This is a genomic window from Bdellovibrio sp. HCB185ZH (assembly GCF_047302455.1).
Classification (GTDB): domain Bacteria; phylum Bdellovibrionota; class Bdellovibrionia; order Bdellovibrionales; family Bdellovibrionaceae; genus Bdellovibrio.
Genome location: NZ_CP178624.1, coordinates 2,400,763 through 2,427,489 on the forward strand (window position 1 = coordinate 2,400,763; position 26,727 = coordinate 2,427,489).

A 26,727-nucleotide genomic window follows, 5' to 3' on the forward strand; every position below is an offset into this window, starting at 1 on the left:
AGACAAAGAGCCAGTAAGAATGCTTAAAATTAATGAGATTTTTTATAGTATCCAAGGTGAAACAACGTACGTAGGGAATCCTACGGTGTTTGTGCGCACGACTGCGTGCAATCTGCGTTGCACATATTGCGATACAAAGTATTCCTACTATGAAGGCGAAATGCAGTCTTTGGAAGCGATCATCAAAGAGATCGATTCACACCAAGCTCCATATGTTTGCATTACGGGTGGCGAACCGTTGTTGCAAAAAGAAGTTCATACTTTGATGAAAGAGTTGAGCGACAAAGGTTACAAAGTTTCTTTGGAAACTTCCGGTTCTAAAAATATTGCTGCAGTTGATCCACGCGTAAAAATTATTTTGGATGTGAAAACTCCCGACAGTGGTGCCGCAGATTCTTTCTTGATGGAGAACATCGCGCATTCTACTCCCAGCACGGAATACAAGTTCGTGATCTGTTCTGAGGAAGACTTCAACTGGTCTGAAAATTTCTGTCGTCAACACAAATTGTTCGAAAAATTTGTGGTTTTATACAGCCCATCATACACCCAAGTGTCTGAACGCTGGTTGGCAGAAAAAATATTGCAGCAAAAATCATCTGCAAGGTTGCAATTGCAACTGCATAAGTATATTTGGTCTCCCGAAACACGCGGAGTATAGTTTACTCCAAAAACCCACGCACTGATGTAATTCCGGGAGTTCCATGACGCCGAACCTTAACAGTTCTGATAATCTTTTTGTCGCTAACCTTCAGTCTGTAAGCTTGGAAAAGCTTGTTAAAAGCAAACTTGAAGTTCTTTTTGCTCAACAAAAAGAGGCGCAAGTAGAATTGAACGGTTTGTACAATGTTGTTATCGAACAAGTTGAAAAACCGCTACTTGAGCTTGCTCTACGCGCCTACAATGGCAACCAAGTTAAAACTGCTCAGATGCTTGGCATCAATCGCAACACTCTTAAGAAGAAAATTGATAACTACAAAATTCGTGTTAAAAAATTGAACTAATAATTCGTTCTAAAATTTAGCACCAGCGAGCCATCTAGAACCACCACCCAGTTAAGCCTCGCAATTTTATTCTCCCCAATTTATTATAAATTTGGGGTTTCGCTAAAATAGGTTTGATTTCAAAAACTGACAGCCACAAGGCGCGCGAAGGAAGGCATACTGAAGGTATGCCGACGACAAGCAACGCTGGGGATGGCGGTTTTTCAAATCAAACCGGTGTTCAGGGCACGAGGGGTTGTGTTTTATGAGTACTCGCATTCCGCCGCAGAATCTAGATGCCGAGCAGTCCATTCTGGGCGGCTTGATGCTTGATCGAGAAGCTCTCGATCAAGTTGGTGACGTTCTCTTTGCTGAGGACTTTTATAAGCCATCACATCAAAAAATTTACGCTGCAATCAAAGATCTTCACAGTAAAAATCAACCGATCGATATCATCACTGTTACCAACGTGCTTCAAGCCGAAGGTTCCATGGATATGGTCGGAGGACCTGAATATCTGATCGGTCTTTTGGATAAAACAATTTCATCTGCAAACATTGGTTCTCACGCGAAAATCGTTCGCGAGAAAAGCATGTTGCGCAAAATGATCACGACCAACAGCAAATTGATCGAGCGCGCCTATGATCAAGATTTCGTCGACGTTGAATCCTTTATGGATCAGGCGGAGAGCGAAATCTTTAAACTGTCTGAAACAAAACAGGCAACAGGTCTTGTGGGCTCCATGGAAATCGTTAAGGCTTCCATCCAAAAAATCGAAGAGCTTTACAAACGCAAAGCTGACGTTACCGGTCTTCCTTCAGGCTTTACTGAGCTTGATAAGATGACATCGGGACTTCACCCAGGTGAGATGACGATCATCGCCGCTCGTCCTTCCATGGGTAAAACAGCTTTCTCCCTGAACGTTGCCCAACACATCGCCCTTCGCGCTAAAAAGGTTATTGCTTACTTCTCTCTCGAGATGGGTAAGGAAGCGATGATGATGCGTATGTTGTCCTCTGAGGCGCGTGTGAACATGAATGAGATCCGTAACGGTAAGATCCAGGACTCTGCTTGGCCCAAGCTGATTAACGCGGCCAGCGCCCTTTCTGAGGCCGGAATCTTTATCGATGATACTCCAGGGATGTCACCGTTCGAGATCCGCTCCCGTGCGCGTCGTTTGAAGGCAGAACACGGACTTGATTGCATCATGATCGACTACTTGCAGTTGATGAGCATGAAGCAAAAATTCTCTTCGCGTGAGCAAGAGGTTGCGGAAATTTCTAAAAGCTTAAAAGCTATTGCCAAGGAACTTCAGGTTCCTATCATCGCCCTAGCCCAGCTGAATCGTGGGGTAGAGGGTCGTGCGGACCGTCGTCCGATGCTTTCTGACCTTCGTGAGTCCGGATCGATCGAACAAGATGCCGACGTTATCATGATGCTTTATCGTGATGACTACTACGATAAGGAAGATCCAGATAAAGCAGGTCATGCGGAAGTTATCGTTGGTAAGCAGCGTAATGGTGCCACAGGTACCGTTAAACTTCGCTTCGACGCGAAACACTCCCGCTTTAAAGATGCTGAGAATGAAGGACCAGGGGTTAATTCTCTTCCTCCTCCACAGGCACCACCTCCGATGCCAGGTGGCAGACCGAAAAACTTTGCTCCTGGAGCTCCGGCCTAGGATAATAAGGGCCACGTATGTGGCCTTTTTCACGTTATCACCGCAGAAATATTCCTCAGACTTTTAAACCTGTCGTTCTCGTGACGGGTTGTTCGAATGGTATTGGCTTGGAGCTCGCTCGCTTGCTTTACAACGAACATCCCGAATACCGCGTGGTTGCGACCGCCCGTGAAAAAAGCATTCAAAAATTGCATGATCAGTTTTTAGAAAATGATCGCTTTATGATTTATCCGCTCGATGTCACCAAAGAAGAAGAGCGCAAAGAGCTTATCAATCACGTGAATAAAACATGGGGTGGTGTGGATATCTTGGTGAATAACGCCGGTATCTCGTATCGCTCCGTTATCGAGCACATGACTGCGAAAGATGAACTTCTGCAAATGGAAACAAACTATCTGGGGCCGATGGGTTTGATTCGCCGGGTGCTTCCATATATGCGCGAAACAGGCCGTGGTAAAATCATCAACGTATCATCAGTTGCTGGCATGCTTGCGATGCCAACTATGTCTTCTTATTCCGCCTCCAAGTATGCACTCGAGGGCGCGAGTGAATCCTTGTGGTACGAGATGAGGCCTTTTGGTGTGCAGGTTTCTTTAATTCAACCGGGTTTTGTGAACAGCAATTCCTTCCAAAATGTTTATCACTCGGAATTGTCAGATCCCGCCCATAACTGGGATGGACCTTACTGCGATTTTTATCAGAACATGACACCGTTCGTGGCTAAGATGATGCGCATGTCGCGTTCGTCGGCTTATAAAATTGCTAAACTGATTATCAAAACGATCAAAACTGAAAATCCCTCTTTATGGATTCCTGCGACGTTAGATGCGACGGTGTTTTATTATATTCGCCGACTTCTTCCACGCCGCATTTTGCTTCCTGTGCTGTATTGGTTTTTACCGAACGCCAAACACTGGGGCAAAAAACATTCGAACCGTCGCCAATCCAAAATCAGCCCTCCTAATCAGGGCTAGGCTAGACCAAAGGCCACATATTCTTTTTTCGATTGAGGATATTTTAACCCCTTGATTGAGTGGAAGGGTCGAAAAGACATAGGCGCATGGATCGCGCCTATACCGAGCACGGAGGCAACGATGGAAAAGGGTTTAGCCCAAGTCGTGGTTGAAGCCACAGGACTTCCCCAGGACCCGGTAGCGAATGAGCTACAGAAACTGATGACTGCGCATGGAACGAACGCAGAAGAGATGACTATCGACCAACTAAGAGAAATCATGGCCGACTACTTGAACCAGGTGTTCTTGGAACTCGCGAACGAAGAAGAAATCAAATCCGCTTAACGCGTAAAATGCAAAAAGGCCCCGGTTTCCCGAGGCCTTTCGTATTTAATCTTTAAATTTAAAAATTAGATTTCGTAGTCAAGAGCCGCTTCTTCTTGAGAATCAGCTGGAGCTTCTTGAGTTTGAACGTCTTCTTTAACAGAAGTGCTCAATTGTTTCATCGCTGCAGAAATGAAGTTCCATTCAGCGTTTACTTTCGTGTAGATCGCGTAGTTTGAGCAATCGTCGATACCATCTTTACCAGTACCGCGGCTTGTAACACCCCAAAGGTATTCAACTCCACCTACGTTGATGAACGCTGGACCGCCAGAGTCACCGTGGCAAGCGCCTTTGCCTTGAGATTGATCCAAAGCAACTTCAGTATCACCGTATGGTTGAATCACGCCTACATCAGTTTTTTTCAAGATGTTTTCGTTTTCTTGAGTCAGGATGTAGCAAGTTTTCTTGTCGTAAGTACAAGCGATCTGACCGCTAGCAATAGCTGCATCAAGATCCGGGTACTTTTTAAGATCAACTTGTTCTTTTTTAACGTTCGTCAAACCGTAACCAGCAAGAGTTACGTTCGCACCGTTTTTCAAGATCGTTTCATCTTTAAGGATGTTAGCGATTTGGTAGTCCGCTGGGACTTTACCTTCGATTTTGATAACTGCTAGATCGTAGTTATCAGCACCTTGGTCACGATCAGAAAGATCTACGCCATCACCATTTGGGTTGCCGGCTTTTTTAAGCTTTTCAATCGTTGCACGAAGACGCGCATCACCTTCACCGTATTGGTTGTGAACAACAACACCAGTAACTGGTTTGATTTGGTCTTTCGTCATTTTATTAAGATCTGTTGCGAATACTACGAACATCGCCGCTTTTTTGTACTCTGTACCAGGGATACAGTGAGCAGCTGTAAGAATCATATTGTCAGCGATGATTGAACCTGTGCACAGGAACTGACCTTGTTGGTTGTCTTGAGTCAAAACGTTCACAACGATAGATACAGTCGATTTTCTGATGATATCGTTTTGAGCTACAGCTTCACCACCGATAATACCGGAGTTGTTGCCTGACTTAAGAGATGCAGATTTGTTTGGAGTACAAGCTGCGATCGTCGCTAATGCACCCAAAGATAAAGCCAACTTAAGAGATTTGATTGTGTTCATGGAACCCCTCCAATGGCGCTCTTTAAACACCCATTTTGGAACCAGGGCAATATAAAAAATTCGATGCGACCTATAAGATTACGTTATAGTAAAGTTGACAAAAAATTCCGGCTGCAAAACAAAAAGAACACGTTTCTCAAATGAAAAAGGCCCCGGTTTCCCGAGGCCTTTTCATAGTTATGCGTACTAATTGTAAATTATGCGCGCTCAACTGCGATTTGGATCTTAGCTTCCAAACCTTCAGCGTAACGGATAACCGCTTTGTGTTGACCCAATACTTTGATTGGCTCTTCCAAGTGGATATCGCGACGGTCGATAGAGTGACCCATTTTTTGAAGCTCTTTAGAGATATCTGTAGTTGTTACAGTACCGAAAAGCTTGTCAGAGTCTGCACCAGCTTGCAATTTGAAGGATACAGTTGTGCCGTTGATTTTGTTCAAAAGCTCTTGGCGTTCAGCCAATGCTTTTTTCTTTTTAGTCTCAGCAACGCGTTTCAAGTGTTCGTACTCTTTAACGCGTTTTTCTGTAGCTTCAGCAGCCAATTTACGTGGGAACAAGAAGTTTCTTGCGAAACCTTCAGAAACGTTCACCAACTCACCAACACGGCCTACATCTTTTACGTCTTTTTGAAGAATAACTTTCATGTGATCTCCATAAACTACTTCGACAGCGTCGAAGTGTAGTTAATTTAGCTAGCTTTTGGAGCCGTCATCTTACGAATGCGACTTCTAAAATCCAGCCAGTAATCGATCAAACCAACGATACTCAAAATAAGTACCAACTGGCCGACCAAGATTATGTACACCAAAACTCGAGTGACAGTGCCTGCCTTAATCGAATTTAGGAATACCTCCAACACTGCTAACCCCTGAAAAAAATAAAGAACGAGTGCTACGTTCACAATATTTACTGCGAGGATCGCAATGGCCTTACCGCCAAAACTCACCATTGTCAGAAGGAAGGCTGTCATCGCTACCCAAATGAAAAAATCAGGCAGACGATATTCCGACAACTTGAGCTGAGAGGCAATTTTCTCGCGGGGCAAATTGAGCCACGAAAAAACCCTTCTCTCAAAAATTAATCCCACACCTAATGCTAAAATCAGAGTGATAGCAATGGCTGATGGAACTTGCTGCATCAGAACTGAAGCGTCCAATTTAACAGCGGGATTCATTGTCTGAACCTGCTCAATAAATTGTTCGACCAGCTTTTGAACTTCAGCGTACGTGTTAATCCCATTTACTTTGAATGCGCCGTAAAGAGAGATGCTTGCAGCACCTGTCCCGAGCAACACACTCAGAATACCGGATAGCCACCACCCAAGGCCTCTTTGCTCAAGTTCATTGTATACCCCTAAAGTCATCCAAACGGAGCCAATAAACATCGCTAAAGGTTGAGCGTTGAGGAGCCACGCAGCCCCTGTTACTGCCAGTCCCAGGATCCAAAAGGCCCAAGGACCGAAAGCCTGACGGAGCACACGAAGAAGGGGCGCGTGTAAAATCACAGTCATCATCGACAACAAGATCGAGAGAGATGAAATTGTGATGAATTTCTGTGGAGACGCGGACTTCTTCATGGCTTACGCCCTTAATTACTCACCACGTTCAGCGCGGTCTGCTTTAGCAGCAGCGAACGCAGCTTTACGTGCTTGCATTTTAGCTTCGCGCTCTTTTTCACGAGCAGCAGATTCAGAAAGACCTTTTTTGAAGCCTTCCATGAATTTAGCCAAAGATACACGCTCGTCTAGGCGAGTATGCATAAAGCGAAGTACTTTGTCGTTGATACGCATAGTACGTTCCAACTCAGCGATAGCTTGAGTGTCAGCTTCGAATGTAGAGTGGAAGTAGATCGCTTTTTTCAACTTGCCGATTGGAGTCGCCAAGTTACGTTTGCCCCAAGTTTCAAGAGAGTTGATAGAACCCTTGAAGTTTTCGATAGTTGCTTTGTTCTTCTTGAAAAGATCTTTTTGATCTTCAGAAGTTGCATCTGGATGCATAAGAACAACAACCTCGTAAGGCATAGTGTTTTTAGTTTCCATGTATAATCCTTTCGGTTAAAGCCCCCACCATACAGGGGTGGGAACAAGGATGACTTTTTAAAATGTTTAACGGGTTTAGCACGCCTTAAGTTTGAGCACAAGGAATAGTCCTTTGATTCGCCCGAATCCAGCCCTATCATACCTAAATGGTCACATTTATTGAGGTTCTTAACGGCGTAAACGAAGGCTCCCGGCATCAACTGACGGATGGAATGACTATGGGAAGAGCCAATGCCGACATCATTGTGAAGGACCCCAAGGTTTCCAGCAAACATGCGCAAATCGCGCTAGATGGAAAAGGGCAGTTGGTGCTGCTGGATTTGGATTCCTCCAACGGGCTTTATATTTCCGGTCGCCGTGTGAAAAAAGTCGCGTTAATTCCAGGGGTTATCTTTGAGATCGGGCGCACCCAGTTTAAAGTGATCACGGTTGAGGAAGAGCAAGCGAGCAGTTTTGAACGCCTTCTGACTTGGCGCAACATTGTGAGCTCTACGGTCCCTCAGTTGCAAATCCAAAACTCCGAGCCACCGCAAGAGCTGCAAAGATTTTCCCCAGCTTTAAAGTTAACGTTTCTTCGTGGGATTCAAGCCGATGAGGAAATTATTTTAGGGTACGGCCCCCGAACTGCCGGGGCAGACTCGTTGGACGTGGAATTATTGGATGTGGACGCGCCTCGCGACGCCTTCCAACTTATTGCGGGACCAGGCCAGGTGGAGTTAAAAGTTTTGGCAACGGGGCGGGTGACTCTTAATAATAAGAAAGTGTCTGCCGAAATGCTCTCGGATGGAGATATGATCTCTGTTGGCAACACGTTGATTAAAGTCTCTTATCTCTAGTTAAGAAGGTCTTATGGAAACAACGCCAAAAAGCATCGGTACATTTGAAAGCTATGATGGCACTTCCATCTATTACGAAACTCATGGGCAGGGTGAGCCTCTGGTATTGATCTATGGTATCGCCTGCTTGATCAATCACTGGCACTATCAGATCGAATATTTTTCTAAGAACTATCAGGTCATCGCCTTTGATCTACGGGGTCACCACAAAAGCACACCGATCGTGGATATGAGTCAGCTTACGTTGGATGCTCTTAGCAAAGACATCTTGGGCTTGCTTGAGCATTTAAATATCAGAAGCGCGCATTTTGCGGGACATAGTTTTGGCGCGCCGATTTTATTGAATCTTTATTCCTCAAATCCTGAAGTGATTCGCTCGATGACATTCATTAATGGCTTCGCACGAAATCCAATCAAGGGAATGTTCGGTCTGGATGTGATTGAACCGTTTTTTTATTTCGTCAAAGCACAGTACGAAAACCAACCCGACTTGTGGAATACTCTGTGGAAAGTTGCCGTAGATAATCCTTTGGCAATGTATGCTGCAGCTCTTGCTGGTGGTTTCAATCTGCGCGTGACACATTTCAAAGACATCGAGGTTTATTGTCGGGGAGTGGCCCGCATGAACTTAAAAGTTTTCATTTCGTTTTTTGAAGAGCTGATGAAATTCGATGGCGAAAGTATCCTGGAAAAAATTGAAGTGCCGGTTCTGGTTATCTCGGGAGAGAAAGACGCCGTCACTCCGATTCGTTTTCAATATCATTTAAAGGAAAAAATCAAACACTCTGAATTCGTACTCGTGCCTTATGGTTCGCACTGTACTCAGCTGGATTTTCCAGATTATACGAATTTAAAAATTGAAAAATTTCTGCAAGAGGGCGTGCGCGAGGATTAGATCTCCTCGCGACGAAGTCGGCGAAATTTCATCAAAGCTCCGCCAACAAGTGCTGCCGCCAAAACCAAATGGATCACGTGATCTTTAGATCCAAACTCCAGCTGCTCAGGTGACAACAACCACAATGAATCATCACGAACTAGCGTTCCCACGCTTGGCATCCCTGGTGTTCCGACAATAAATCCAAGCACGCCCAAAACTCCAAAAAAAGATCCACAAATCAAAGAGCACTTTTTAGCTCTTTGCTCGCTGTTAAAACCAAACCACACCAACAGCGCTCCCGCCACCAAGTGAATCACATTGTGTGCAGGTGAAAGATGCGCACCTAACAGGTTATCCACAACAAAACCCACAAAGCCAAAGACGACTAAGGCTGTGCCGACAAAGACACTGGTTTCTTGAGCAAAAGTTTTGCGCTCAAGCACGCCTTCAAGCTGACCTTTTCTGATTGTTTCACTTTGAATGTCGTATTCATCTCTGAGGCGACCACGAATGCTTGTTTTTTTGCCAGCATTGTTCTTGGTATTGATCTTATTGCGCTCTATTTCGGGCTGCATGCAAACCTCCGTCGATAAGTCTTATTATCGGCGCCAGGGCTTGAAAAGGCAGCGTTGAGCAAGCGCGTATGACTAAAAACAAAAAGCCACCACGCTAAGACGTGATGGCTTTATTGATTTGAATTGTTCCCAGACTAGCGGAAAGCAATTTTAGTGATGTCGAAACCGTAACGGTTTACAGAATCATCAGAAGTGAATACTACTTTCGCAGAGTCACCTTCGATCACACTGGAGAACGTATCATCAGCTTTACCAGACAAAGTTTGAACCAATTTACCAGTTGAATCATAGATTTCAACTTTATCGTAATCACGTTCTGTATCGAATTTTTCAAAGTAGATCGCGATTTGTTTTGCGCCCGCTGCTCTTACTTCGAAAGTCGCGTTTGTTTTGCTTGCGTAAGGGTGCGCCGAGGAGACGCTTGCAGAAACTGTTTGCCAGTTAACTGGATCGTTTACATCTGGTGGAGCCACCGTGTTTGTCAAAGCAGAGTATGCATTTGCGATACCCATTGTGCGAACTTTTCCACGAAGACCAGGAACTGGTTTCGCTGTGGCCATGATGCGCTCTTTAAGTTGTAAGCCCGTCAAGTTTGGTTCGTTAGCTGCAAGAAGAGCTGCGATACCAGATACGTGAGGTGTTGCCATTGAAGTACCAGACCAAGAATCGTAACCACCATTTTTAATGGAAGAGTAGATGTTTACGCCCGGAGCTGCTACGTGAACTTTCGTTTTGCCGTAGTTCGAGAAAGAAGCCAAACGGCCACCGTCATCAATCGCTGCTACCGCAAGTACGTTTGGAATGTCGTAAGTTGCTGGGTATGTAGGATTAGCGTCGTTATCGTTTGATTCGTTACCCGCAGCTGCTACGAAAAGAACACCTTTGTCGTTAGCTCTTTGGATAGCTTGTTTCAAAGTTTCAGAGTAACCACCGCCACCCCAAGAATTTGAAAGGATTTTCGCACCCATGCTGACCGCATAGTCGATACCTTTAAGAGCGCCTTCAAGCGAACCAGAACCATCAGCAGACAAGAATTTTACGCCCATCAAGCGAACATTCCAGTTAACGCCGACGATACCTTTACCATCATCACCTTTAGCACCGATAGTACCAGAGCAGTGAGAACCGTGACCGTGATCGTCGATTGGATTGCCAGTCGGTTTTTCAGCTTTTACAAAGTTAGCACCGTAGATATCGTCAACGATACCGTTGCCGTCATCGTCTACGCCGGCTTGACCGTTTAACTCAGCTGCATTCGTCCACAAGTTGTCTTTAAGATCTGGATGGTTGTAGTCGATACCAGTATCGATAACCGCAACCAAAACATCCTGAGAACCCGTCGTGATATCCCAAGCTTGAAGAGCGCCGATGTCGATACCAGCAGTCTTAGTATTGTTCATGCCCCACAGGCGCGTGAACATTGGATCGTTAGGAGTTTTGTTGATGCGGTAGATGTAGTTAGGCTCAACGATATCTACTAGTGGATTTTGTGAAAGCGTTTTGATCACGCTGTCAGTAAGTTCGAACACAGGTCTTTTGATAACCACGATGTTCATGTCCGGGATTGTTTCTTTAACGAATGCACCCAGTTGCTGACTCAAAACCTGTGTCGACTGAACCGCGTATTGATTTTTCAATTGAACGATATATTCACCAGGCACAGCTTCAGGTTTAGCAGCGAAAGCGCTAGCAGAAACGAACAAACCGAGCACGGCTCTTCCAATAAGCCCTCTCATAAATCCCTCCTTGATGGGTACAGGAGGAAAGTCTCGGCAAAAATTGCCGGGTGGTCCTCCAGTTCCAAAATGGTACCAATCGGAAAGTCAGGATTTTATTTGTTTTTGGAGTCAACAGCGAAACCTAGACCATTGTCCATATACAAAGTTGCTGAAAAGGAGAGAAGACGGAAGCGATTAACCCGTCTTTGGTCTAGGTGGACGAGGCGATTTTTCGTCGGCGAATCCGAAGCTCATTTGTTCTGGCAATTTAAACTGCACAATCTTTTCTGGGTTCTGGGCCATCTCTCTTTTTTCAGAGGGAGTAACAACATTTACGCCTTCTGAAACTTTAATAAGATGTTTGATAAAGGCTTCCTTCACGCTATCGGGCGCATTTTTATTGAAGCCAAGTTCTGCCATTAGTTGATCAATCTTCTTCATAAGCCCAATCCTTGGTCTAGTTTTCGGAAGTTTGATGTTCGAGCTTTAGAAGAAAATCACAGATGAAGGTCGAGGTTGCGTCTCTCATTAAGACGGACCAATGATGCGGAATTTAAAGGTTAAAAATAAGTACAAAAAAAGGGGCTCAGCGAACTGAACCCCTTAATATTACATATTATTTTAGGAACTAATACTAGCACCAGGCTGTTAACCAGCGCCACCGTCTTTGTGTTTAGGTCTTTGAGTCAAGACCGCTCCCAAGAACTGACGGTTCATACGAGAGATGTTCGTCAGCTGAATTTCTTTAGGACAAGCAGCTTCACAAGCGCCCGTCGTTGTACAAGCACCGAAACCTTCAGCATCCATCGCCGCAACCATGCGCAAAGCACGTTCATCTTTTTCAACAGCACCCTGCGGAAGCAAAGCCATGTGAGAGATTTTTGCAGAAGTAAATAGGGCTGCAGAAGCATTCTTACAAGCCGCTACACACGCACCACAACCGATGCATGTTGCTGAACTCATCGCTTCATCAGCATCTGCTTTTGGAATCAAGATTGCGTTCGCATCTTGTGGGTTTCCTGTATTTTGAGAAATGTAACCACCGGAAGAAATGATACGGTCGAACGCGGAACGATCTACCATCAAGTCTTTGATAACCGGGAATGAATTTGCTCTGAACGGTTCAATTGTCAAAGTTTCGCCGTCGTTATAGTTACGCATGTGAAGTTGGCAAACTGTTGTCGCTTTCAACTTACCGTGTGCTTCACCATCGATCACGAAACCGCAAGTACCGCAGATACCTTCGCGGCAATCATGGTCAAATGCAATGGGCTCTTCGCCTTTTGCCACGATCTCTTCGTTCACAGCATCTAGCATCTCTAGGAATGAAGCGTGTTCAGAAACATTCTTTGCTTGGTATTCAACGAAAGAGCCTTGGTCTTTAGCTCCCTTTTGTCTCCAAACTTTCAAAGTCAGATTGATATGTTTTCCACTCATTTTAAGCCTCTTATTTATAGCTACGAGTTGCTAGGTGAACGTTTTCGAAAGTAAGTTCTTCTTTGTGGCGCACAGACGTTTTCATGTTACCTGTGTATTCCCACGCAGCTACGTGACAGAAATTAGCATCATCACGTTTTGCCTCACCATTATCCTGATGTTCTTCGCGGAAGTGACCGCCGCATGATTCCTCACGCTCCAAAGCATCACGACACATCAACTCACCAAGCTCCAAGAAGTCTGCAACACGTCCTGCTTTTTCAAGCTCCACGTTAAGATAATTTGGATCACCTGGGATACGAACGTTTTGCCAGAACTCTTCGCGGACTTTAGGAATTTCTTCCAAAGCTTTTTTCAAGCCAGCAGCATTACGACCCATACCGCAGTTTTCCCACATGATGTTACCTAGCTCTTTGTGGAAGCTATCAACCGTGCGGTTCCCTTTGATATTCACGAGTGTGCTGATTTCTTTTTTAACGCCATCAACGGCTGCCTTAAAGGCATCGTCGTTAGTCGTCACTTTGTTAAGTTTTGTGCCACCCAGGTAGTTACCGATAGAGTAAGGAACCACGAAATAACCATCAGCCAAACCTTGCATCAATGCCGAAGCACCCAAGCGGTTCGCACCGTGATCCGAGAAGTTCGCTTCACCTGCAATAAAGCAACCAGGAATAGTTGATTGAAGATTGTAGTCAACCCACAAGCCACCCATTGTGTAGTGAGGAGCAGGGTAGATCATCATTGGACGTTTATAAGGATTGTCGCCCGTAATCTTATCGTACATTTCAAACAAGTTACCGTAGCGCTCAGCGATTTTGTCTTCACCAAGGCGTTTGATAGAATCTGCAAAATCCAAATAAACCGCTTTACCAGATTCATTAACACCGCGACCTTCATCACAAGCGTATTTCGCCTGACGAGAAGCCACGTCACGCGGAGCCAGGTTACCGAATGAAGGGTAAACGCGCTCCAAGTAGTAATCGCGTTCGTTTTCAGGGATATCGTTTGGATGACGTTTATCACCCACGGCTTTTGGAACCCAAACGCGACCGTCATTACGAAGAGATTCAGACATCAAAGTCAATTTTGACTGATTTTCACCATGCACCGGGATGCATGTCGGATGGATTTGCGTGTAGCAAGGATTTGCGAAATACGCGCCACGCTTGTGGGCTTTCCATGCAGCCGTAACCGCACAGTTCATCGCATTCGTAGAAAGGAAGAACACGTTCGAGTAACCGCCAGATGCGATAATCACTGCATCGGCTTCGTGTGCTTCGATTTCACCAGTCAGCAAGTTACGAACGATGATGCCACGGGCTTTTCCGTCGATCACAACAAGATCAAGCATTTCACGACGATAGCGAAGTTCAACAGTTCCAGCGTCAACCTGTCTCATCATTTGCGAGTAAGCACCCAACAAAAGCTGCTGACCTGTTTGACCACGGGCATAGAATGTACGGGAAACTTGCGCTCCACCGAATGAACGATTTGCTAATGTGCCGCCGTATTCACGAGCGAAAGGAACACCTTGAGAAACCATTTGATCGATGATGTTCGCAGACACTTCCGCCAAACGGTAAACGTTTGCCTCACGAGCACGGAAATCTCCGCCCTTAACAGTGTCGTAGAAAAGACGGTAAGTTGAGTCACCATCATTTTGATAATTTTTAGCGGCATTGATACCACCTTGAGCTGCCACAGAGTGGGCGCGGCGAGGGGATTCATGCACGCAGAATGCTTTAACTTTATAACCAAGCTCACCCAGGGAAGCCGCCGCAGAGGCACCAGCAAGTCCAGTACCAACAACGATTACAGAGTGTTTTCTTTTGTTCGCCGGGTTTACCAGTTTGTTTTCAAACTTAGCTTTTTCCCATTTGTCTTCAATCGCACCACTTGGAATTTTGCTATCTAAAATGTTAGCCATGACGTGTGCTCCTTAGAGAGTGAGGAAGAGGTAAAGAGGTTGAGAGATAAAACCAAGCGCCACGATAATTCCGTAACCGATGCTTAGTTTTGTCCAAACGTTGCGATAAGTGCCTTCCATCAAACCAAGAGATTGGAATGTAGAACCCACGCCGTGTTTCAAGTGGAAACCCAAAATAATCAAAGCGACCAAATACCAAACCACATAGCCTGGTTGTTGGAAAACTTCTTCCATCAACTTCGCCAGGTCACGCATCGGAACGCCGTTGACGTTGGTTTCATAATGTTGACCGTATTTAAAAGTGATCAAATGAAGAATTACGAAAACAAGAATCAAAGAGCCCTGAATCGCCATTGTTCTTGAAGCCAGAGTCACTCTTTTTGCGCCCTTGGCAGAAACTGCGTACTTTTGACCTTTCGCTTCGCGATTGTTTTTCGTCAAAGAAATCGCCATATACACGTGGGTGATCAACGCCAGCACCAGAACAAGTTCCGCAACGTAGATGATTTTACCGCTGGTAAGCGCGTGGCCATAGGCATTGTAAGCGTCGTGGCTTACAAAAATGAGCATGTTTCCGGCCATGTGAGCTAGTACGAAACCCGCCCAAATTAGACCAGTGATTCCCATTAAGTATTTTTTCCCGACAGTCGTTCCGAGAAATCCAAACATGGTGTGAAACCCCTTGTGTGATAGCTTTATATTCTCATTAAGTTTTTAATTAACTTACTCCTCGGGGGTTTGATTTGTCCATGACCCCTGTCATGTTTCGCAACATGTTAGACTTTAAGGATTTAGTTTTGCCTCTGAAATCATCTGCGATAGAACTGGTCCTCTAAAAACGGGGTAAAAATATGAAGATTTTCGTGTGCATCAAACAGGTGCCAGACACTGAAACTAAAATCAAAATCTCTCCCGACCAAACCGGTATCGATACGGCGGGGATTAAATGGGTTATGAACCCTTACGACGAATACGCTGTCGAGGAAGCCAACAAGCTTCGCGACGCAAATCCAGGCTCTCAAGTTTGGGTTTTGAGCGCGGGCCCGAAAGCTCGTGTCGTGGAATCCTTGCGTACAGCGCTTGCTATGGGTGCTGACGAAGCCATCGTAATCAACGGCGAAGGTCTAGATAACTTCTCAACTGCGAAAGCTCTTGCTGAAGTGATCAAAGCTGAGGGCGGAATGAAAATCATTTTCACCGGCAAGCTTGCGATCGATGATAACGCTTCATCTGTAAGCCAAATGATGGCTGAATTCTTGAACGTACCTCACACGACTGTGGTTTCTAAATTCGCTTTCAATGGCGAAAACGTAACCGTTGAGCGTGATGTTGAAGGTGGCGCGAAAGAAGTTGTGCAAATGATGACACCAGCAGTGGTTGGCGCAAACAAAGGCTTGAACATGCCTCGTTACGCTTCTCTTCCTGGTATCATGAAAGCTAAGAAGAAAGTGATCAAAGAGATCGAATTCTCTTCTTTGAACATTCCTGCGACTGACATCAAAGTAAAATACTCTGGCATGACTCTTCCGGCTGATAAACCAGCGGTTAAAATGCTTTCTGGCGACTCTTCTGCACAAGCAGCTGAGCTTGTTAAACTTCTTCGCGATGAAGCGAAGGTTCTGTAGGAGCTGGCAATGGGTAAAGTATTAGTTTTTGCTGAACAAACAAACGGTAAACTTAAACGCAGCTCTATCGAGCTTTTGCAAGCGGCTGCAAAATCCGGCAACACAGTTGTTGCTGTGACTTTCGGCTCTCACGCAGGTGATGTAACTGCAGCTATCGGTCACAATGGTGCTTCTGAAGTTCATGTTGTGAAAGACGCCGCTTTGGATTCTTACAATCCAGAGTCTTACACTGCGAACGTGGTGGCGATCGTAAACAAAGTTCAACCTTCCATCATCTTGGCTTCGGCTTCTTCAACAGGTAAGGACTTGTTCCCACGTGTTGCTGCTCGATTGAACACGGGTGTTGCAAGTGATTGCACTCAGTTGACGATCTCTGGTGATAACGTAACTGCTGTTAAACCAATGTACTCTGGTAAAGCATTTGCGACTGTTAACTTTGAAAACAGCCCAATCAAAATCGTTTTGATGCGTGCAAATCAACTTCCAGTTGAGGCTGCTGACACATCTAAAACTGCAAATGTCGTTGAAAGCACAAATGCAGCGACAGATTTGAAAACTTTGATCAAAGAAATCGTTAAGGGTGCTTCAGAGAAGTTGGATTTAACGGAAGCAAACATCATCGTTTCTGGTGGCCGTGGTTTGAAAGAAGCTGCGAACTTCAAAATGTTGAACGATCTTGCTGACGTTTTGGGTGCAACTGTAGGTGCCACTCGTGCAGTAGTTGATGCTGGATGGGTAGGACACGGTATGCAAGTTGGTCAAACTGGTAAAACAGTCGCTCCAACATTGTACATCGCTGTTGGTATCTCAGGCGCGATTCAACATTTGGCAGGTATGGGTTCATCTAAAGTTATCGTTGCTATCAACAACGATGCAAATGCTCCAATCTTCCAAAAAGCTACTTACGGTATCGTAGGTGACGCTTTTGATATCGTTCCAAAATTGACTGAAGAGTTCAAAAAGGCTCTTCACCACTAATCGTGTTTAGGAAATACATCCTTCCGATTATTGTGTTTGTATTTTATCGAACCCTCTCATGGACGTGGAGGGTTCGTCTTTTCGAGCCTGAATCTTTAAAGAAATCCCTGGAAAACAAAAACCCTGTTGTACTTGCTCACTGGCATGGTGACGAGCTGGCTCTTCTTTCGATCGTGAAGCGCTATCGTATCGCCACAATTGCATCGCAATCCAAAGACGGCGAGTTGATGGCAACCGTTCTAAAATGGATGGGTGCAAAAACCAGTCGCGGATCTTCTTCACGCGGCAGTGTTCAAGCTCTGAAAGGTCTTTTGCGTTTAGTAAAAGATGGGGGAAATTGCAGCTTTGCAGTAGATGGCCCTAAGGGTCCGTTACACAAAGTGAAGCCCGGAGTTTTCGAATTATCACGTATGATTCACGGCCCGATTTATGCGGCTGGAGTGTACGTCGATCGTGCGATTTATTTCCCAAGATCATGGAACAAAACGTTCCTGCCAAAACCTTTCGCCAAAGTGATTATCGTTTGGAGTGAGAGTCTTCCTCCAGTCACGAAAGAACAAGATCCAAGAAACCCAGACCTTGCTCTAGAGTTAGAGTCCCTTTTACACCAGACTCGTCAGCAAGCTGTTAATTTCATTGCGGATAATAAGGCCTAGTGCTAGCGTTTTAACATAGTTTGCATCAACTTTTAAAAGGGACTTTTAAAGTATGAAATTAGTTATCAGCATCTTGATGCTCATCGCAGCACCAGCGTTCGCGCAGAAATCCTCTGAAGTGTTGGCTCAGGTGGGCAAAAAAACGATCACTCTTGATGAATTCAACAAGAAATACAACGACATCAAATCTAAAACGACAAATCCTCCACCTAAAGATCTTTTCCTTGAGGATATGGTTCGTTACGAAGTGGGTTTGCAAGAAGCTGAAAAACGCAATCTAGAAAAAGATCCTATCGTTCAAGATCAACTTCGTCAGGCGATGTACAAAGCTCTTTTAGAAAAAGAGTTGGGTCCTAAAGTTCAAAAAATCACGATCTCTGACAAAGAATTGCAAGATTGGTACAAAAACAATCCTGAAATCCGCACTAGCAACATCTTGATTGAATTCAAACAAGGTGCAACACAAGCACAAATCGCAGAAGCTAGAAAACGTGCTGATGAGATTTACACTGAAGTTAAAAAATCAAAGCGTCCGTTTGAAGAACTAGTTAAGCTTTATTCCGACGATGCGATTTCCAAGCAAGCAGGTGGCGACATCGGCTGGCAATCACGTGTGACAATCGTTCCTGCATACTATGAGGCGGCAGCTTCTATGAAGGTCGGTGAAATCAAGGGGCTCATCGAATCTCCATATGGCTTCCACATCATTAAGGTGACAGGCCGTCGCAGCTTTGAAAACGCCGACAAACGCCAGATCAGAGCGGCTGTATACGATGAAAAAAGAAAAGTGATCTTTAACGAGTACTTCGAAAAACTGAAAAAATCGTACTCGATCAAAGAAAATAAAAACCTTATCAAATAAGGAACTAGCAGATGAAATTCCTAAAGAGCCCCGCCAAAACGGGGCTTTTTATTTTAACATGCATGTTGTTGGCGGGATGTCCTTCCAAATATCAAAAACTTTCTAAACAACCTGTTGAGAAAGTGAATGAGCACGTTCTGACGGCGAAAGAGTTCGCAAATCAGTTGGCACGTAAGCTTAAGAATTTTGATGCGTTGGCCGCTAAAGATCCAAATAACGTTCAAAGAATCAAAGAAGAAATTCTGCGTGATTTCCTGGTTAAGAGTTTAACCCTGGATTGGGCGCGCGCTCAAAGTATCGTCGTATCAGAAAACAGTCTGGATCAAGAAGTGGATAAGCTCAGAGCCAACTATCCTGACGATCTTTCTTTCCGTCGTGCCCTGGCTCAAGAAAATCTTTCCTTTGCGGAGTGGCGCGAAGAACTGCGCTATAGCCTGATTGAGCGTGAAGTTTTCAAAAAAATTAACGAAAAAACCAAGCCCATCGCCGAAGAAGAAGTGAAACGCTATTACGAAGACCACAAGGACATGTATAAACGCAAAGAGCGCATTTATATTCGCCAGATCGTGGTCGACGAAGAGTCTAAGGCTGATGCCATTAAAACGGATCTGAAAACCAAGGATTTCGCGGAACTTGCCAAAAAATTCTCGATCACTCCAGAGGCTAAGCAAGGTGGAGTCGTTGGATGGATTGAGAAAGGGACGGTGGATTACTTTGACCGCCTGTTTACAAACTCTGTCGGCGTACAAATGATTAAAAGCCCCTTTGGTATCCATCTGATTCGTGTGGAAAAAAAGGCTCCAGCTTCCACTTTAAGCCTGGAAGAGGTCCGTCCTCAGATTACGCGCGCGCTTAAAGCACAACGCGAGCAGGCAGAATACGTGGCGTGGCTTGATGCCCAGCTCAGAAGTAGTAAAGTTCTAAAGGACTACGAGTTGATGAATTCCATCTCCGTAGATACCCGAGGGAATAATGATTAGTTTGCTTGTTTCTTTATTTTTAGCAGTACCGGTTAAAGCCGAAATCGTTGAAAAAACTTTGGCGGTTGTGAACAACGAGATCATCTTGGAATCTGACCTTAAGGAATTGCAAAGTCGAATTGCAAAACCGGGAATGGTCGATGACGCTTTGATGGATGGAAAGTCTGCTGACACCTTAAAGAAAGATCGCAAAGCGCAGATGGACTATTTGATTAATGAAAAAATTCTTTCTTCAGAAATCAAACGCCTGAATCTATCTGTGACCAATGACCGCGTTGAACAAGAATTCAAAGACATGGCGAAAAGAAACAACGTGGGGGAAGCTGAGCTTATCAGCATCCTTAAAGGCCAAGGAATCAACATTGCTGAATACAAAATTTTCTTGAAAGAGAAAATTGAAAAGCAGAACTTGATGGACACCGAGATCATTTCTAAATTACGCATTTCAGATGAAGACGCTTTGAATGAGTACTTGAAATCAAATCCAAACAACAAGCCTGCGATTGATGAGTTCTCCGTTTCTCACATCTTCTTCTCTCCGAAAAAAGGTGGGCCTGAGGCTGCTTACAAGCGCGCAGAGACGGCGTTGTCTAAACTTCGCTCGGGTGAAAACTTTGAAACTCTGGCACAACAGTTCAGTGAAGATCCAAATTTTTCCGCTGGTGGCGCATTGGGAACTTTCAAATCCGGTGAGTTCATCCCGGAAATTGAAGAGGCTATTTCAACTCTGAAGGTTGGAGAAACTACAGGCATCGTAAAATCACGCCTGGGCTATCACATCGTTAAACTAACGACTAAAAAGCTGACGCCAGATCCTAAGTTTGAAAAACAAAAAGACCGTATCAAAGCTCAGCTTTTAGAAGCTAGCTTCAAAAGACAGCTTCGTCTTTGGTTACAAAACAAACGCGACGACTCTTTCATCAGAATTAATGAGTAACATACGAATTGCACTTACCACGGGCGATGATGATGGGATTGGCTTTGAAGTCACAGCCAAGGCCCTTCACAAACTCGGCCCGCAAAAAGGTGTGCAGTTCTTCTTGTGGCGAAATGAAAACGCTTCTGCAAAATATCTAAAGCTAATCGATCAAAAATTTGAGCGCATTGTTGTCGACACTCTGGAAGAAGGCCTTAAAATTGAGGGCCCGTATCTGGTCGATATCTGCTCTGATCTTTCACCCGCTCATTGGGTCGAAACAACAGCCAAAGCTTGCTTAAAAAAGAAACTTGCTGGCATGGCGACGGCTCCCTTATCAAAAACATTAATTAAAGAGGCTGGCTTCAAAGATCTTGGGCACACAGACATTCTAAAACGTGTTTCCAGAACTAAAACAGTGCACATGGGATTTGCGGGCAGCGAGTTCAATGTCGTTTTGGCGACGGGGCATCTATCGGTAGCTCAGATTTCAAAGCACATCAGTTTTAGCACCGTTGCCGAGGCGTTGTTGCACGCCGATCAATTGCGTAAATCCTTGCCGACATCAAAGCGTTCAAAACCTATTGGCGTTTTAGGACTAAATCCTCATGCGGGCGAGCAGGGTTTGATTGGCGGCGAGGAGCTCTTAGTTTTTCCCAACCTCGCTTCATTTGCTAAAGAAAAAAACATTCCCTATGTAGGCCCCTTGGTTCCAGACGCTGCTTTCTTTAAAGAGAACTGGAAAAAGTATTCCGTCTATTTATGTCTATATCATGACCAGGGTTTAATCCCTTTTAAAATGGTGCATGGACAAGACAGCGGAGTGCACATCAGCCTTGGGATTCCATTCGTTCGCACCAGTGTCGACCACGGCACTGCGAAGGATATTTTCGGTAAAAACAAAGCCAATCCTAACTCGATGATTGATGCTATTCGCTGGTCGATTAATTTGACTCGACAGCAGGCCTAGTTAGGATTAATTCTAATAGTTTCCAATACCTAGTGTTGAAATGAGGTTTCTATGTATCAACCGGTGATTTTCAGAGAATACGACATCCGCGGCGTTTACAATGGTCAGTTTGACGATAACTTCGCATATCTTTTAGCGCGCGCTTTCGTTGTTCATATGAAGAACGTTAAAAATATTTCTAATCCAACGCTGACTATCGGTCACGATGCGCGTGTAAGCTCTCCAGCGATCGTTAAGAGCATGGAAAAAGGTTTTGTCGATTCAGGTGCTAAGGTTATCCATTTGGGCCTTGTAACAAGCCCTGTGTGCTATTTCTCGACATTCACAATGAAAGTGGACGGAGCCGTTCAGGTAACGGGTTCTCACAATCCTCCAGAGTTTAATGGTTTCAAAATCTCTTTGGGTAAAACAACGATCTTTGGCGAAGAAATCCAAGAACTTCGTAAGATCATCGAAAAGGGTGAGTATATCGATGGTAAAGGTTCTGTTGAATCTTTCGATATCCGCCCTAGCTACTATGAACACTATAAAAAAGAATTCGGCCAACTGAAAAACGTTAAAGTCGTTTTGGATTGCGGTAACGGAGCTGGTGGTTCTGTTGTGCGTGGTTTATTCGAAGCTTGTGGTTTGACTCCGACAATTATGTTTGAAGAACCAGATGGTACATTCCCAAATCACCACCCAGATCCAACTGTGGAAAAAAATCTGGTAGATCTGGCTGCTCAAGTTAAAAAAGAAGGTGCCGTTTGTGGTATCGGTTTTGACGGCGACGCGGACCGTATCGGTGTCGTAGATCACACGGGTCGCATGGTTTACGGCGATGAGCTTATGACAATCGTTTCCCGCGCAATTCTTGAAACAAACAAGGGCGCAAAAATCGTGGGCGACGTGAAGTGCTCTGATCGCTTGTACCATGATATCGCAAAACACGGTGGCCAACCCATCATGTGGAAAACCGGTCACTCCCTGATCAAAGAAAAAATCAAAGTTGAAAAAGCCCCATTCGGTGGCGAGATGTCTGGTCACATCTTTTTTGCTGACCGTAACTTTGGTTATGACGATGCTCCTTACGCAGGTCTTCGCCTGGTAGAAATCCTGGCAAAAACTGGTAAGAACATCCCGCAATTGTTGGAAGGTTTGCCACCAGCTTTCAACACACCAGAAATTCGCATCGACACGACTGAAGAGAAAAAAGTTTTGATCGTTGAGAAAATGAAAGAAGCTTTCAAGGGCGGCCCAGGCGCAGACTACAAAGTAGATCTTACTGACGGCATTCGTTTAAGCTTTGAAGACGGCTGGGCATTATGCCGTTCTTCAAACACTCAACCGGTTCTGGTTGTTCGTTATGAAGCAACAACAGCAGAAGGCATGAAACGCATCCAAGACCGCGTTGAAGCCGTCGTTAACAAATACCTCTAAAAGTACGGACACACTTTCTCCAAATGCAGGGGGCTGAGTTTATCTCAGCCTTTTTTTATTGTTTGAGCACTGTAAGAGGTCCAGTAATATTTTCTTTATCAAGCCCCAAAGACATTACCGCCGCAAATGAAGACACAAGTGCGATTTCTTCTTCAAAAGCTAATATTTTTTTATACTTCATTTCTACTTTTGATTTTAGATTGAAACCATAAATCGCCAGATCTTCACCACTACTTATAACACCACCAATGTGTTGGATCTGTGGCTCGAGCGCGTGATTTTTTGTAAAATAAAAAATTCTACCTTTGCGAACAGCTTCTTGTCCCGCGAATGAAACCGACGCACGATCATCCGCGTTGATTACCGTTGTAACGTGCGGACCGATTTCTGTAAACAGGCGCAGGTACTGATTTTCCATTTCTTCGGAATGAACACTAACACTTTTGATCACGATGACGTCTGCTTTAATGTTTAAAACGTCATCATCAGAAAGGTATTTTTCTGGAACAGTTAATATACAAGGCTTCTCCTCTGGTAACTTCGCACCCGGAGACCACGCCAGGACTGGCACATCTTGACCGGCACTCTTAAAATGTTCGCGCACGAAGTACGCCGTTTTGTCCAATCCGTCACAACCCGTAATCAGAATAGAAACCTTCCCGTAAAAACTCATGATCGCTCTCCTTTGTTCCGCCTCAAGCGGCTCTTGTTTTCTCTGCAAAGAGGAGAGGATGCGTTCGATCTGTTCTTTTTGGGATTTTAGAAGATCTGATTGTTGGGAAATTTCCCTCAAGCGGACATGCATTGCAGTCGCAAGTTTATTGGAATCTAAAGATTCATCGGCCTCAAGTAATGTTTTTACTTCAACCAACGTGAAGCCGAGATTTTTGAATTCCTTTAGGCGACGAGCCAGACCCAGTTTAGCTTCATCGTAATAGCGATAGCCATTGTCTCCGCGGACATGGGATTTCAATAAACCCATATCTTCATAGAGACGCAAAGCTTTCGCTGAAACGCCGATCTCTTTTGCGAATTGTCCGATTGTAAGCCAGTTCTTCATCCTAACCTCTGGTTATTTATCGAGGTTGTCCCTGGGGCAAGGTAAATAGAAAAAGAAACTACAGAGATATTATATTGGATTTGAGAGACAGAAAGAGACGGAATCGAAAGTTCTGGCAATGTCGGGCAGAAGGAGAAAGTAAGTCCGTACCTTTTGACCTTTTGACGAATTTGAAAGTAGCGACGCATCCAGTTACCGATGTGGAGGTGAAAAAGAAAAGGTGAGGGCTTCCCTTTTCGGGAATAAAAAAGGCCGGGATAACCCAGCCTTTTTAAAATCATTTCTGATCTTTTTAATTACTGCGCTTAAGAGCGCCGTTAATTAAGAAAGTTTCAAAGCGATGATCAACGCGTAGATAACTAGAGACTCGATAAGAGCTAGACCCAAGATCATTGGGATCAAAAGTTTACCAGAAGCCGCTGGGTTACGAGCGATACCATCAAGAGCTGTAGCAGCAGTTTTACCTTGTGCCAAAGCGCCACCGAATACAGACAAAGCGATTGCCAAAGCAGCAGCGATAGCTACCAAACCTTTGTCAGTGCCAGCTGCAGCAACTACTGGAGCAGCAGTTTCTTGAGCGAATGCAGATACAGATACCAACATAGCAACTAGAGTTACGATCATTTTTTTCATGTGTGTCTCCTTTAGAGAACGGTTAAATATTTGCCTCTTAGTGGTCGTGTGCAATCGCGAATGCTACATAAACCATTGAAAGCAAAGTAAATACAAAAGCCTGAACAAAGCATACGAACAATCCCATCATATAGAATGGAATTGGTACGCCGATTGGTACTAGATCCAAGAATACAGATAGTACCGTATGGTCACCCATCATTACGTTCGCAAGACGAAGACCTAATGAGAATGGACGAACCAAGTGGGAAACGATTTCGATTACGAACATCAACGGAGCCAAGAAGATAACTGGGCCCATGAAGTGTTTAAGGTAAGCGATAGGACCGTTTTCTTTTACACCTTGGAAGTTATAGAACAAGAACATCAAGATACCGAAACCAAATGTCGTGTTGATGTTTTCAGTCGCCGGAGTCATGCCCGGAATCATACCGATCAAGTTGTTGAAAACGACGAAGAAGAATACAGAAGTAAAGAAAGGAACGTAGTGTTTACCGTGCTCGCCGATAACCATTTCAGAAAGACCCGACATCATCTCAGTCAGCATCTCCATGATTCCACGAAGAGAGAATTTGTCAGCTGGAAGAACTGCAACTTCACCTTTACCCAAAGATGCACGAGCCATCAAACCGATACCGATTGTTGCAACAGTTGCGATCGCAAGAGTTGCAATGTGATAATACTCAACGCCAACTGCAGGGATAAGCTGTGTCCAGTTAAACGGGTGGTGTTCTGCCGCCATTTTCTCTTTCCTCTCTCAAAGCTTCACTGATCGCATAGTAAATTGCGGATAAAATAAAGCTAGCAACACCCATCGCAAACCAGATTGATGAAAACCAATCGAGTTTAACCAGAGTGAAGATAATAATGCCTAAAATCGCGTACTTAAATACAATGAGGGAGATGCCTAGGGCAACCAATTTCTTTCGGAAGATAAGCCCGTACCCCAAGCCCATCATGGAAAAGCTTAAAAGGATGGTTAAGGAGCCCCAGAGGTAAGAGTTTGCATGATTAGGCGCAGCAAAAAACAGCAAGGCGACGTAGCCAAGGGCTGCAATGAGGGCCTGAGAAATTAAAACTCTTTTCATTTATGGTTTCTTATTCGCGTTTTCTTTTTCTTCTTGGGCATCCATGCGCTTTAAAAGCCAAATCACACGGACGAGCCAGCCCACCAGGGCCGCCAAACTCAAACCAACAAAAGCCATGCCTTTGGTTTGATACTTACTATCCAGAAGTTCGCCCAAGTAAAAACACCCGATGATCAAGCCGACAAGTTCGAAGCCGATGGATGCAAAAATTATATACTTTTTCATTACTTCCTAAAGCCTTTCGCTCCCGGAGCATTTTTCATACGCTCTTGCAGACGCTTGATGCGAAGTTCGATGTATTCAGGTGGGTTGTATTTGCCACGGTAACCTTCCAGAACTTTGATCGCTTCTCTGAAGTTGTCATTTTCTTCGTAACAAACAGCCAGGGTCAATCCGACGTTTTCTTGAACTGCACGTTGCGGGTACTTTTCAATAATGCCTTTAAAAATATCGATCGCCTTATTGAATTCCTTTTTGGCGACCAGAATATTTCCTTTCAGCATCAAAGCCTGAAAGCGAATGTTGTCATCTGATTTCAAGCGCAACAGGGAATCGATCTCGGACTCTGCCTGAAAAAAATTATTCATGTAGTAATGGGCACGCGCCACACTCATTTGATATTGAGAAGCCTCAAGATCGGTGTGAGGCATTTGTTGAAGCTTACTAAATTCAACAATCGAAGCCTGGTAGTTCTGAAGATTATTAAAATAAATTTCCGCTATCTGCTTTTGCGAAGACAGACGCTCTTTTTCGTCGCTTGAATGCAAAACGATAAATCGGTGATACCCAATCGTGCGCTCGTAATCTTTTAATTCAAAGAAAGCGACACGGGCAGCTTCGCGAGCAGCGTCCATAGGGTATTCAGATTTATTATTACGAAGAATGACTCGGTCAAAGTATTCCAGGGCGACCTTGTAGTTACCCTGGGACACATTTTTTTCTGCGGTCTTAAAATCACCCTGCTCCTGAGTGGAGCAGGCGGTGAGGAGTAGGAATATTACAGCCAGTACTCCTCTGATCAT

At 44.6% G+C, this 26,727-nt stretch carries 31 protein-coding genes; 15 read left to right on the forward strand and 16 right to left on the reverse strand.

The genetic code is table 11. The features are described from left to right. The first annotated feature begins 19 nt into the window (after positions 1-19). From ACLSU7_RS11760 to ACLSU7_RS11780, 5 genes are all read left to right on the forward strand, one after another. Positions 20-658: a radical SAM protein gene (locus ACLSU7_RS11760; protein ID WP_413292084.1), complete on the forward strand. Its 639-nt coding sequence runs from the start codon at positions 20-22 to the stop codon at positions 656-658. A gap of 43 nt (positions 659-701) precedes the next feature. Beyond that, the gene (locus ACLSU7_RS11765) at positions 702-1,001 is read left to right on the forward strand and encodes a helix-turn-helix domain-containing protein (RefSeq protein ID WP_061834327.1); all 300 of its coding nucleotides are present in this window, start codon (positions 702-704) and stop codon (positions 999-1,001) included. Positions 1,002-1,245: 244 nt separating this feature from the next. Further along, complete coding sequence (gene dnaB / locus ACLSU7_RS11770) at positions 1,246-2,661, forward strand: replicative DNA helicase (RefSeq protein ID WP_181605711.1); 1,416 nt, start codon at positions 1,246-1,248, stop codon at positions 2,659-2,661. Positions 2,662-2,678: 17 nt separating this feature from the next. Then, positions 2,679-3,635, forward strand: a complete 957-nt coding sequence (locus tag ACLSU7_RS11775; protein ID WP_413292085.1) for an SDR family oxidoreductase — start codon at positions 2,679-2,681, stop codon at positions 3,633-3,635. A 120-nt stretch (positions 3,636-3,755) separates the two neighbouring features. Beyond that, positions 3,756-3,959, forward strand: coding sequence for a hypothetical protein (locus ACLSU7_RS11780; protein WP_413292086.1), 204 nt, complete (start codon positions 3,756-3,758; stop codon positions 3,957-3,959). A 65-nt stretch (positions 3,960-4,024) separates the two neighbouring features. On the opposite strand, the gene ACLSU7_RS11785 is transcribed toward ACLSU7_RS11780, so the two are convergent. The 4 genes from ACLSU7_RS11785 to rpsF form a co-directional block, all read right to left on the reverse strand. Continuing rightward, the gene (locus ACLSU7_RS11785) at positions 4,025-5,110 is read right to left on the reverse strand and encodes a S1 family peptidase (RefSeq protein WP_413292087.1); all 1,086 of its coding nucleotides are present in this window, start codon (positions 5,108-5,110) and stop codon (positions 4,025-4,027) included. 197 nt (positions 5,111-5,307) lie between these two features. Continuing rightward, complete coding sequence (gene rplI / locus ACLSU7_RS11790) at positions 5,308-5,754, reverse strand: 50S ribosomal protein L9 (RefSeq protein WP_142698455.1); 447 nt, start codon at positions 5,752-5,754, stop codon at positions 5,308-5,310. A 44-nt stretch (positions 5,755-5,798) separates the two neighbouring features. Then, positions 5,799-6,686 carry a DUF2232 domain-containing protein gene (locus ACLSU7_RS11795; RefSeq protein WP_413292088.1) on the reverse strand — a complete coding sequence of 296 codons (888 nt, stop codon included), beginning with the start codon at positions 6,684-6,686 and terminating at the stop codon, positions 5,799-5,801. 15 nt (positions 6,687-6,701) lie between these two features. Then, a complete protein-coding gene (gene rpsF / locus ACLSU7_RS11800; protein ID WP_142698452.1) occupies positions 6,702-7,148 on the reverse strand; it encodes a 30S ribosomal protein S6 in 447 nt (148 codons plus the stop codon). A 146-nt stretch (positions 7,149-7,294) separates the two neighbouring features. Here rpsF and ACLSU7_RS11805 point away from each other — a divergent pair, with 146 nt between their 5' ends. Next, positions 7,295-7,984, forward strand: a complete 690-nt coding sequence (locus tag ACLSU7_RS11805; protein ID WP_413292089.1) for an FHA domain-containing protein — start codon at positions 7,295-7,297, stop codon at positions 7,982-7,984. Between the two features lie 13 nt (positions 7,985-7,997). Continuing rightward, a complete protein-coding gene (locus tag ACLSU7_RS11810; RefSeq protein ID WP_413292090.1) occupies positions 7,998-8,879 on the forward strand; it encodes an alpha/beta fold hydrolase in 882 nt (293 codons plus the stop codon). Here the strand turns inward: ACLSU7_RS11810 and ACLSU7_RS11815 are convergent. The 6 genes from ACLSU7_RS11815 to ACLSU7_RS11840 all read right to left on the reverse strand — a co-directional run bounded on the left by ACLSU7_RS11815 (position 8,876) and on the right by ACLSU7_RS11840 (position 15,187). Continuing rightward, positions 8,876-9,436: a hypothetical protein gene (locus ACLSU7_RS11815; RefSeq protein WP_413292092.1), complete on the reverse strand. Its 561-nt coding sequence runs from the start codon at positions 9,434-9,436 to the stop codon at positions 8,876-8,878. The genes ACLSU7_RS11810 and ACLSU7_RS11815 overlap by 4 nt on opposite strands. A gap of 134 nt (positions 9,437-9,570) precedes the next feature. After that, entirely contained in the window at positions 9,571-11,172 is a 1,602-nt protein-coding gene (locus tag ACLSU7_RS11820; protein WP_413292093.1) for a S8 family serine peptidase, read from the reverse strand. Between the two features lie 177 nt (positions 11,173-11,349). After that, positions 11,350-11,595, reverse strand: coding sequence for a hypothetical protein (locus ACLSU7_RS11825; RefSeq protein WP_413292094.1), 246 nt, complete (start codon positions 11,593-11,595; stop codon positions 11,350-11,352). A gap of 207 nt (positions 11,596-11,802) precedes the next feature. Next, on the reverse strand, positions 11,803-12,591 hold the full coding sequence (locus ACLSU7_RS11830) for a succinate dehydrogenase/fumarate reductase iron-sulfur subunit (RefSeq protein ID WP_413292095.1): 789 nt from the start codon (positions 12,589-12,591) through the stop codon (positions 11,803-11,805). Positions 12,592-12,601: 10 nt separating this feature from the next. Further along, a complete protein-coding gene (locus tag ACLSU7_RS11835) occupies positions 12,602-14,518 on the reverse strand; it encodes a fumarate reductase/succinate dehydrogenase flavoprotein subunit (protein WP_413292096.1) in 1,917 nt (638 codons plus the stop codon). Between the two features lie 12 nt (positions 14,519-14,530). Next, positions 14,531-15,187 (reverse strand): succinate dehydrogenase cytochrome b subunit, encoded by a 657-nt coding sequence (locus ACLSU7_RS11840; RefSeq protein WP_413292097.1) that lies wholly within the window; start codon positions 15,185-15,187, stop codon positions 14,531-14,533. Between the two features lie 182 nt (positions 15,188-15,369). Between ACLSU7_RS11840 and ACLSU7_RS11845 the strand changes: the two genes are divergently transcribed. Genes ACLSU7_RS11845 through ACLSU7_RS11880 form a run of 8 tightly spaced genes read left to right on the forward strand, consistent with a single transcriptional unit; the run spans position 15,370 to position 22,924 of the window. Next, positions 15,370-16,143, forward strand: coding sequence for an electron transfer flavoprotein subunit beta/FixA family protein (locus tag ACLSU7_RS11845; RefSeq protein ID WP_142698443.1), 774 nt, complete (start codon positions 15,370-15,372; stop codon positions 16,141-16,143). Positions 16,144-16,152: 9 nt separating this feature from the next. Next, complete coding sequence (locus ACLSU7_RS11850; protein WP_413292098.1) at positions 16,153-17,121, forward strand: electron transfer flavoprotein subunit alpha/FixB family protein; 969 nt, start codon at positions 16,153-16,155, stop codon at positions 17,119-17,121. 32 nt (positions 17,122-17,153) lie between these two features. Continuing rightward, positions 17,154-17,777, forward strand: a complete 624-nt coding sequence (locus ACLSU7_RS11855) for a lysophospholipid acyltransferase family protein (protein ID WP_413292099.1) — start codon at positions 17,154-17,156, stop codon at positions 17,775-17,777. A gap of 52 nt (positions 17,778-17,829) precedes the next feature. Then, positions 17,830-18,639: a peptidylprolyl isomerase gene (locus ACLSU7_RS11860; RefSeq protein ID WP_413292100.1), complete on the forward strand. Its 810-nt coding sequence runs from the start codon at positions 17,830-17,832 to the stop codon at positions 18,637-18,639. Positions 18,640-18,650: 11 nt separating this feature from the next. Then, positions 18,651-19,619 (forward strand): peptidyl-prolyl cis-trans isomerase, encoded by a 969-nt coding sequence (locus tag ACLSU7_RS11865; RefSeq protein ID WP_413292101.1) that lies wholly within the window; start codon positions 18,651-18,653, stop codon positions 19,617-19,619. After that, a complete protein-coding gene (locus tag ACLSU7_RS11870; protein ID WP_413292102.1) occupies positions 19,612-20,556 on the forward strand; it encodes a peptidylprolyl isomerase in 945 nt (314 codons plus the stop codon). The genes ACLSU7_RS11865 and ACLSU7_RS11870 overlap by 8 nt, the downstream gene beginning before the upstream one ends. Beyond that, positions 20,549-21,505, forward strand: coding sequence for a 4-hydroxythreonine-4-phosphate dehydrogenase PdxA (locus ACLSU7_RS11875; protein WP_413292103.1), 957 nt, complete (start codon positions 20,549-20,551; stop codon positions 21,503-21,505). The genes ACLSU7_RS11870 and ACLSU7_RS11875 overlap by 8 nt, the downstream gene beginning before the upstream one ends. A 51-nt stretch (positions 21,506-21,556) precedes the next feature. After that, on the forward strand, positions 21,557-22,924 hold the full coding sequence (locus ACLSU7_RS11880; RefSeq protein ID WP_413292104.1) for a phosphomannomutase/phosphoglucomutase: 1,368 nt from the start codon (positions 21,557-21,559) through the stop codon (positions 22,922-22,924). 55 nt (positions 22,925-22,979) lie between these two features. Here ACLSU7_RS11880 and ACLSU7_RS11885 read toward each other — a convergent pair whose 3' ends face one another. The 6 genes from ACLSU7_RS11885 to ACLSU7_RS11910 all read right to left on the reverse strand — a co-directional run bounded on the left by ACLSU7_RS11885 (position 22,980) and on the right by ACLSU7_RS11910 (position 26,727). Then, positions 22,980-23,984 carry a MerR family transcriptional regulator gene (locus ACLSU7_RS11885; protein WP_413292105.1) on the reverse strand — a complete coding sequence of 335 codons (1,005 nt, stop codon included), beginning with the start codon at positions 23,982-23,984 and terminating at the stop codon, positions 22,980-22,982. Between the two features lie 321 nt (positions 23,985-24,305). Further along, positions 24,306-24,617, reverse strand: coding sequence for an ATP synthase F0 subunit C (locus ACLSU7_RS11890; protein ID WP_142698432.1), 312 nt, complete (start codon positions 24,615-24,617; stop codon positions 24,306-24,308). Between the two features lie 37 nt (positions 24,618-24,654). After that, positions 24,655-25,359, reverse strand: a complete 705-nt coding sequence (gene atpB, locus ACLSU7_RS11895; RefSeq protein ID WP_142698431.1) for a F0F1 ATP synthase subunit A — start codon at positions 25,357-25,359, stop codon at positions 24,655-24,657. After that, the gene (locus ACLSU7_RS11900) at positions 25,334-25,705 is read right to left on the reverse strand and encodes a hypothetical protein (protein WP_413292106.1); all 372 of its coding nucleotides are present in this window, start codon (positions 25,703-25,705) and stop codon (positions 25,334-25,336) included. The genes atpB and ACLSU7_RS11900 overlap by 26 nt, the downstream gene beginning before the upstream one ends. Next, positions 25,706-25,930 carry an AtpZ/AtpI family protein gene (locus ACLSU7_RS11905; RefSeq protein WP_142698429.1) on the reverse strand — a complete coding sequence of 75 codons (225 nt, stop codon included), beginning with the start codon at positions 25,928-25,930 and terminating at the stop codon, positions 25,706-25,708. It abuts the gene before it with no gap. Beyond that, positions 25,930-26,727 (reverse strand): tetratricopeptide repeat protein, encoded by a 798-nt coding sequence (locus ACLSU7_RS11910; RefSeq protein ID WP_413292107.1) that lies wholly within the window; start codon positions 26,725-26,727, stop codon positions 25,930-25,932. The genes ACLSU7_RS11905 and ACLSU7_RS11910 overlap by 1 nt, the downstream gene beginning before the upstream one ends.

Bases quoted from the DNA above. Each gene is read 5' to 3' on its own strand.
- ACLSU7_RS11870 (WP_413292102.1), top strand. From the start codon at position 19,612: ATGATTAGTTTGCTTGTTTCTTTATTTTTAGCAGTACCGGTTAAAGCC.
- ACLSU7_RS11830 (WP_413292095.1), bottom strand. From the start codon at position 12,591: ATGAGTGGAAAACATATCAATCTGACTTTGAAAGTTTGGAGACAAAAG.
- ACLSU7_RS11775 (WP_413292085.1), top strand. From the start codon at position 2,679: ATGTGGCCTTTTTCACGTTATCACCGCAGAAATATTCCTCAGACTTTT.
- ACLSU7_RS11850 (WP_413292098.1), top strand. From the start codon at position 16,153: ATGGGTAAAGTATTAGTTTTTGCTGAACAAACAAACGGTAAACTTAAA.
- ACLSU7_RS11815 (WP_413292092.1), bottom strand. From the start codon at position 9,436: ATGCAGCCCGAAATAGAGCGCAATAAGATCAATACCAAGAACAATGCT.
- ACLSU7_RS11810 (WP_413292090.1), top strand. From the start codon at position 7,998: ATGGAAACAACGCCAAAAAGCATCGGTACATTTGAAAGCTATGATGGC.
- ACLSU7_RS11845 (WP_142698443.1), top strand. From the start codon at position 15,370: ATGAAGATTTTCGTGTGCATCAAACAGGTGCCAGACACTGAAACTAAA.
- ACLSU7_RS11890 (WP_142698432.1), bottom strand. From the start codon at position 24,617: ATGAAAAAAATGATCGTAACTCTAGTTGCTATGTTGGTATCTGTATCT.
- ACLSU7_RS11795 (WP_413292088.1), bottom strand. From the start codon at position 6,686: ATGAAGAAGTCCGCGTCTCCACAGAAATTCATCACAATTTCATCTCTC.
- dnaB (WP_181605711.1), top strand. From the start codon at position 1,246: ATGAGTACTCGCATTCCGCCGCAGAATCTAGATGCCGAGCAGTCCATT.
- ACLSU7_RS11780 (WP_413292086.1), top strand. From the start codon at position 3,756: ATGGAAAAGGGTTTAGCCCAAGTCGTGGTTGAAGCCACAGGACTTCCC.
- ACLSU7_RS11765 (WP_061834327.1), top strand. From the start codon at position 702: ATGACGCCGAACCTTAACAGTTCTGATAATCTTTTTGTCGCTAACCTT.
- ACLSU7_RS11820 (WP_413292093.1), bottom strand. From the start codon at position 11,172: ATGAGAGGGCTTATTGGAAGAGCCGTGCTCGGTTTGTTCGTTTCTGCT.
- ACLSU7_RS11875 (WP_413292103.1), top strand. From the start codon at position 20,549: ATGAGTAACATACGAATTGCACTTACCACGGGCGATGATGATGGGATT.
- ACLSU7_RS11910 (WP_413292107.1), bottom strand. From the start codon at position 26,727: ATGATCAGAGGAGTACTGGCTGTAATATTCCTACTCCTCACCGCCTGC.
- ACLSU7_RS11865 (WP_413292101.1), top strand. From the start codon at position 18,651: ATGAAATTCCTAAAGAGCCCCGCCAAAACGGGGCTTTTTATTTTAACA.
- ACLSU7_RS11860 (WP_413292100.1), top strand. From the start codon at position 17,830: ATGAAATTAGTTATCAGCATCTTGATGCTCATCGCAGCACCAGCGTTC.
- ACLSU7_RS11785 (WP_413292087.1), bottom strand. From the start codon at position 5,110: ATGAACACAATCAAATCTCTTAAGTTGGCTTTATCTTTGGGTGCATTA.
- rplI (WP_142698455.1), bottom strand. From the start codon at position 5,754: ATGAAAGTTATTCTTCAAAAAGACGTAAAAGATGTAGGCCGTGTTGGT.
- atpB (WP_142698431.1), bottom strand. From the start codon at position 25,359: ATGGCGGCAGAACACCACCCGTTTAACTGGACACAGCTTATCCCTGCA.
- ACLSU7_RS11885 (WP_413292105.1), bottom strand. From the start codon at position 23,984: ATGAAGAACTGGCTTACAATCGGACAATTCGCAAAAGAGATCGGCGTT.
- ACLSU7_RS11840 (WP_413292097.1), bottom strand. From the start codon at position 15,187: ATGTTTGGATTTCTCGGAACGACTGTCGGGAAAAAATACTTAATGGGA.
- ACLSU7_RS11825 (WP_413292094.1), bottom strand. From the start codon at position 11,595: ATGAAGAAGATTGATCAACTAATGGCAGAACTTGGCTTCAATAAAAAT.
- ACLSU7_RS11835 (WP_413292096.1), bottom strand. From the start codon at position 14,518: ATGGCTAACATTTTAGATAGCAAAATTCCAAGTGGTGCGATTGAAGAC.
- ACLSU7_RS11760 (WP_413292084.1), top strand. From the start codon at position 20: ATGCTTAAAATTAATGAGATTTTTTATAGTATCCAAGGTGAAACAACG.
- ACLSU7_RS11905 (WP_142698429.1), bottom strand. From the start codon at position 25,930: ATGAAAAAGTATATAATTTTTGCATCCATCGGCTTCGAACTTGTCGGC.
- ACLSU7_RS11805 (WP_413292089.1), top strand. From the start codon at position 7,295: ATGGTCACATTTATTGAGGTTCTTAACGGCGTAAACGAAGGCTCCCGG.
- rpsF (WP_142698452.1), bottom strand. From the start codon at position 7,148: ATGGAAACTAAAAACACTATGCCTTACGAGGTTGTTGTTCTTATGCAT.
- ACLSU7_RS11900 (WP_413292106.1), bottom strand. From the start codon at position 25,705: ATGAAAAGAGTTTTAATTTCTCAGGCCCTCATTGCAGCCCTTGGCTAC.
- ACLSU7_RS11880 (WP_413292104.1), top strand. From the start codon at position 21,557: ATGTATCAACCGGTGATTTTCAGAGAATACGACATCCGCGGCGTTTAC.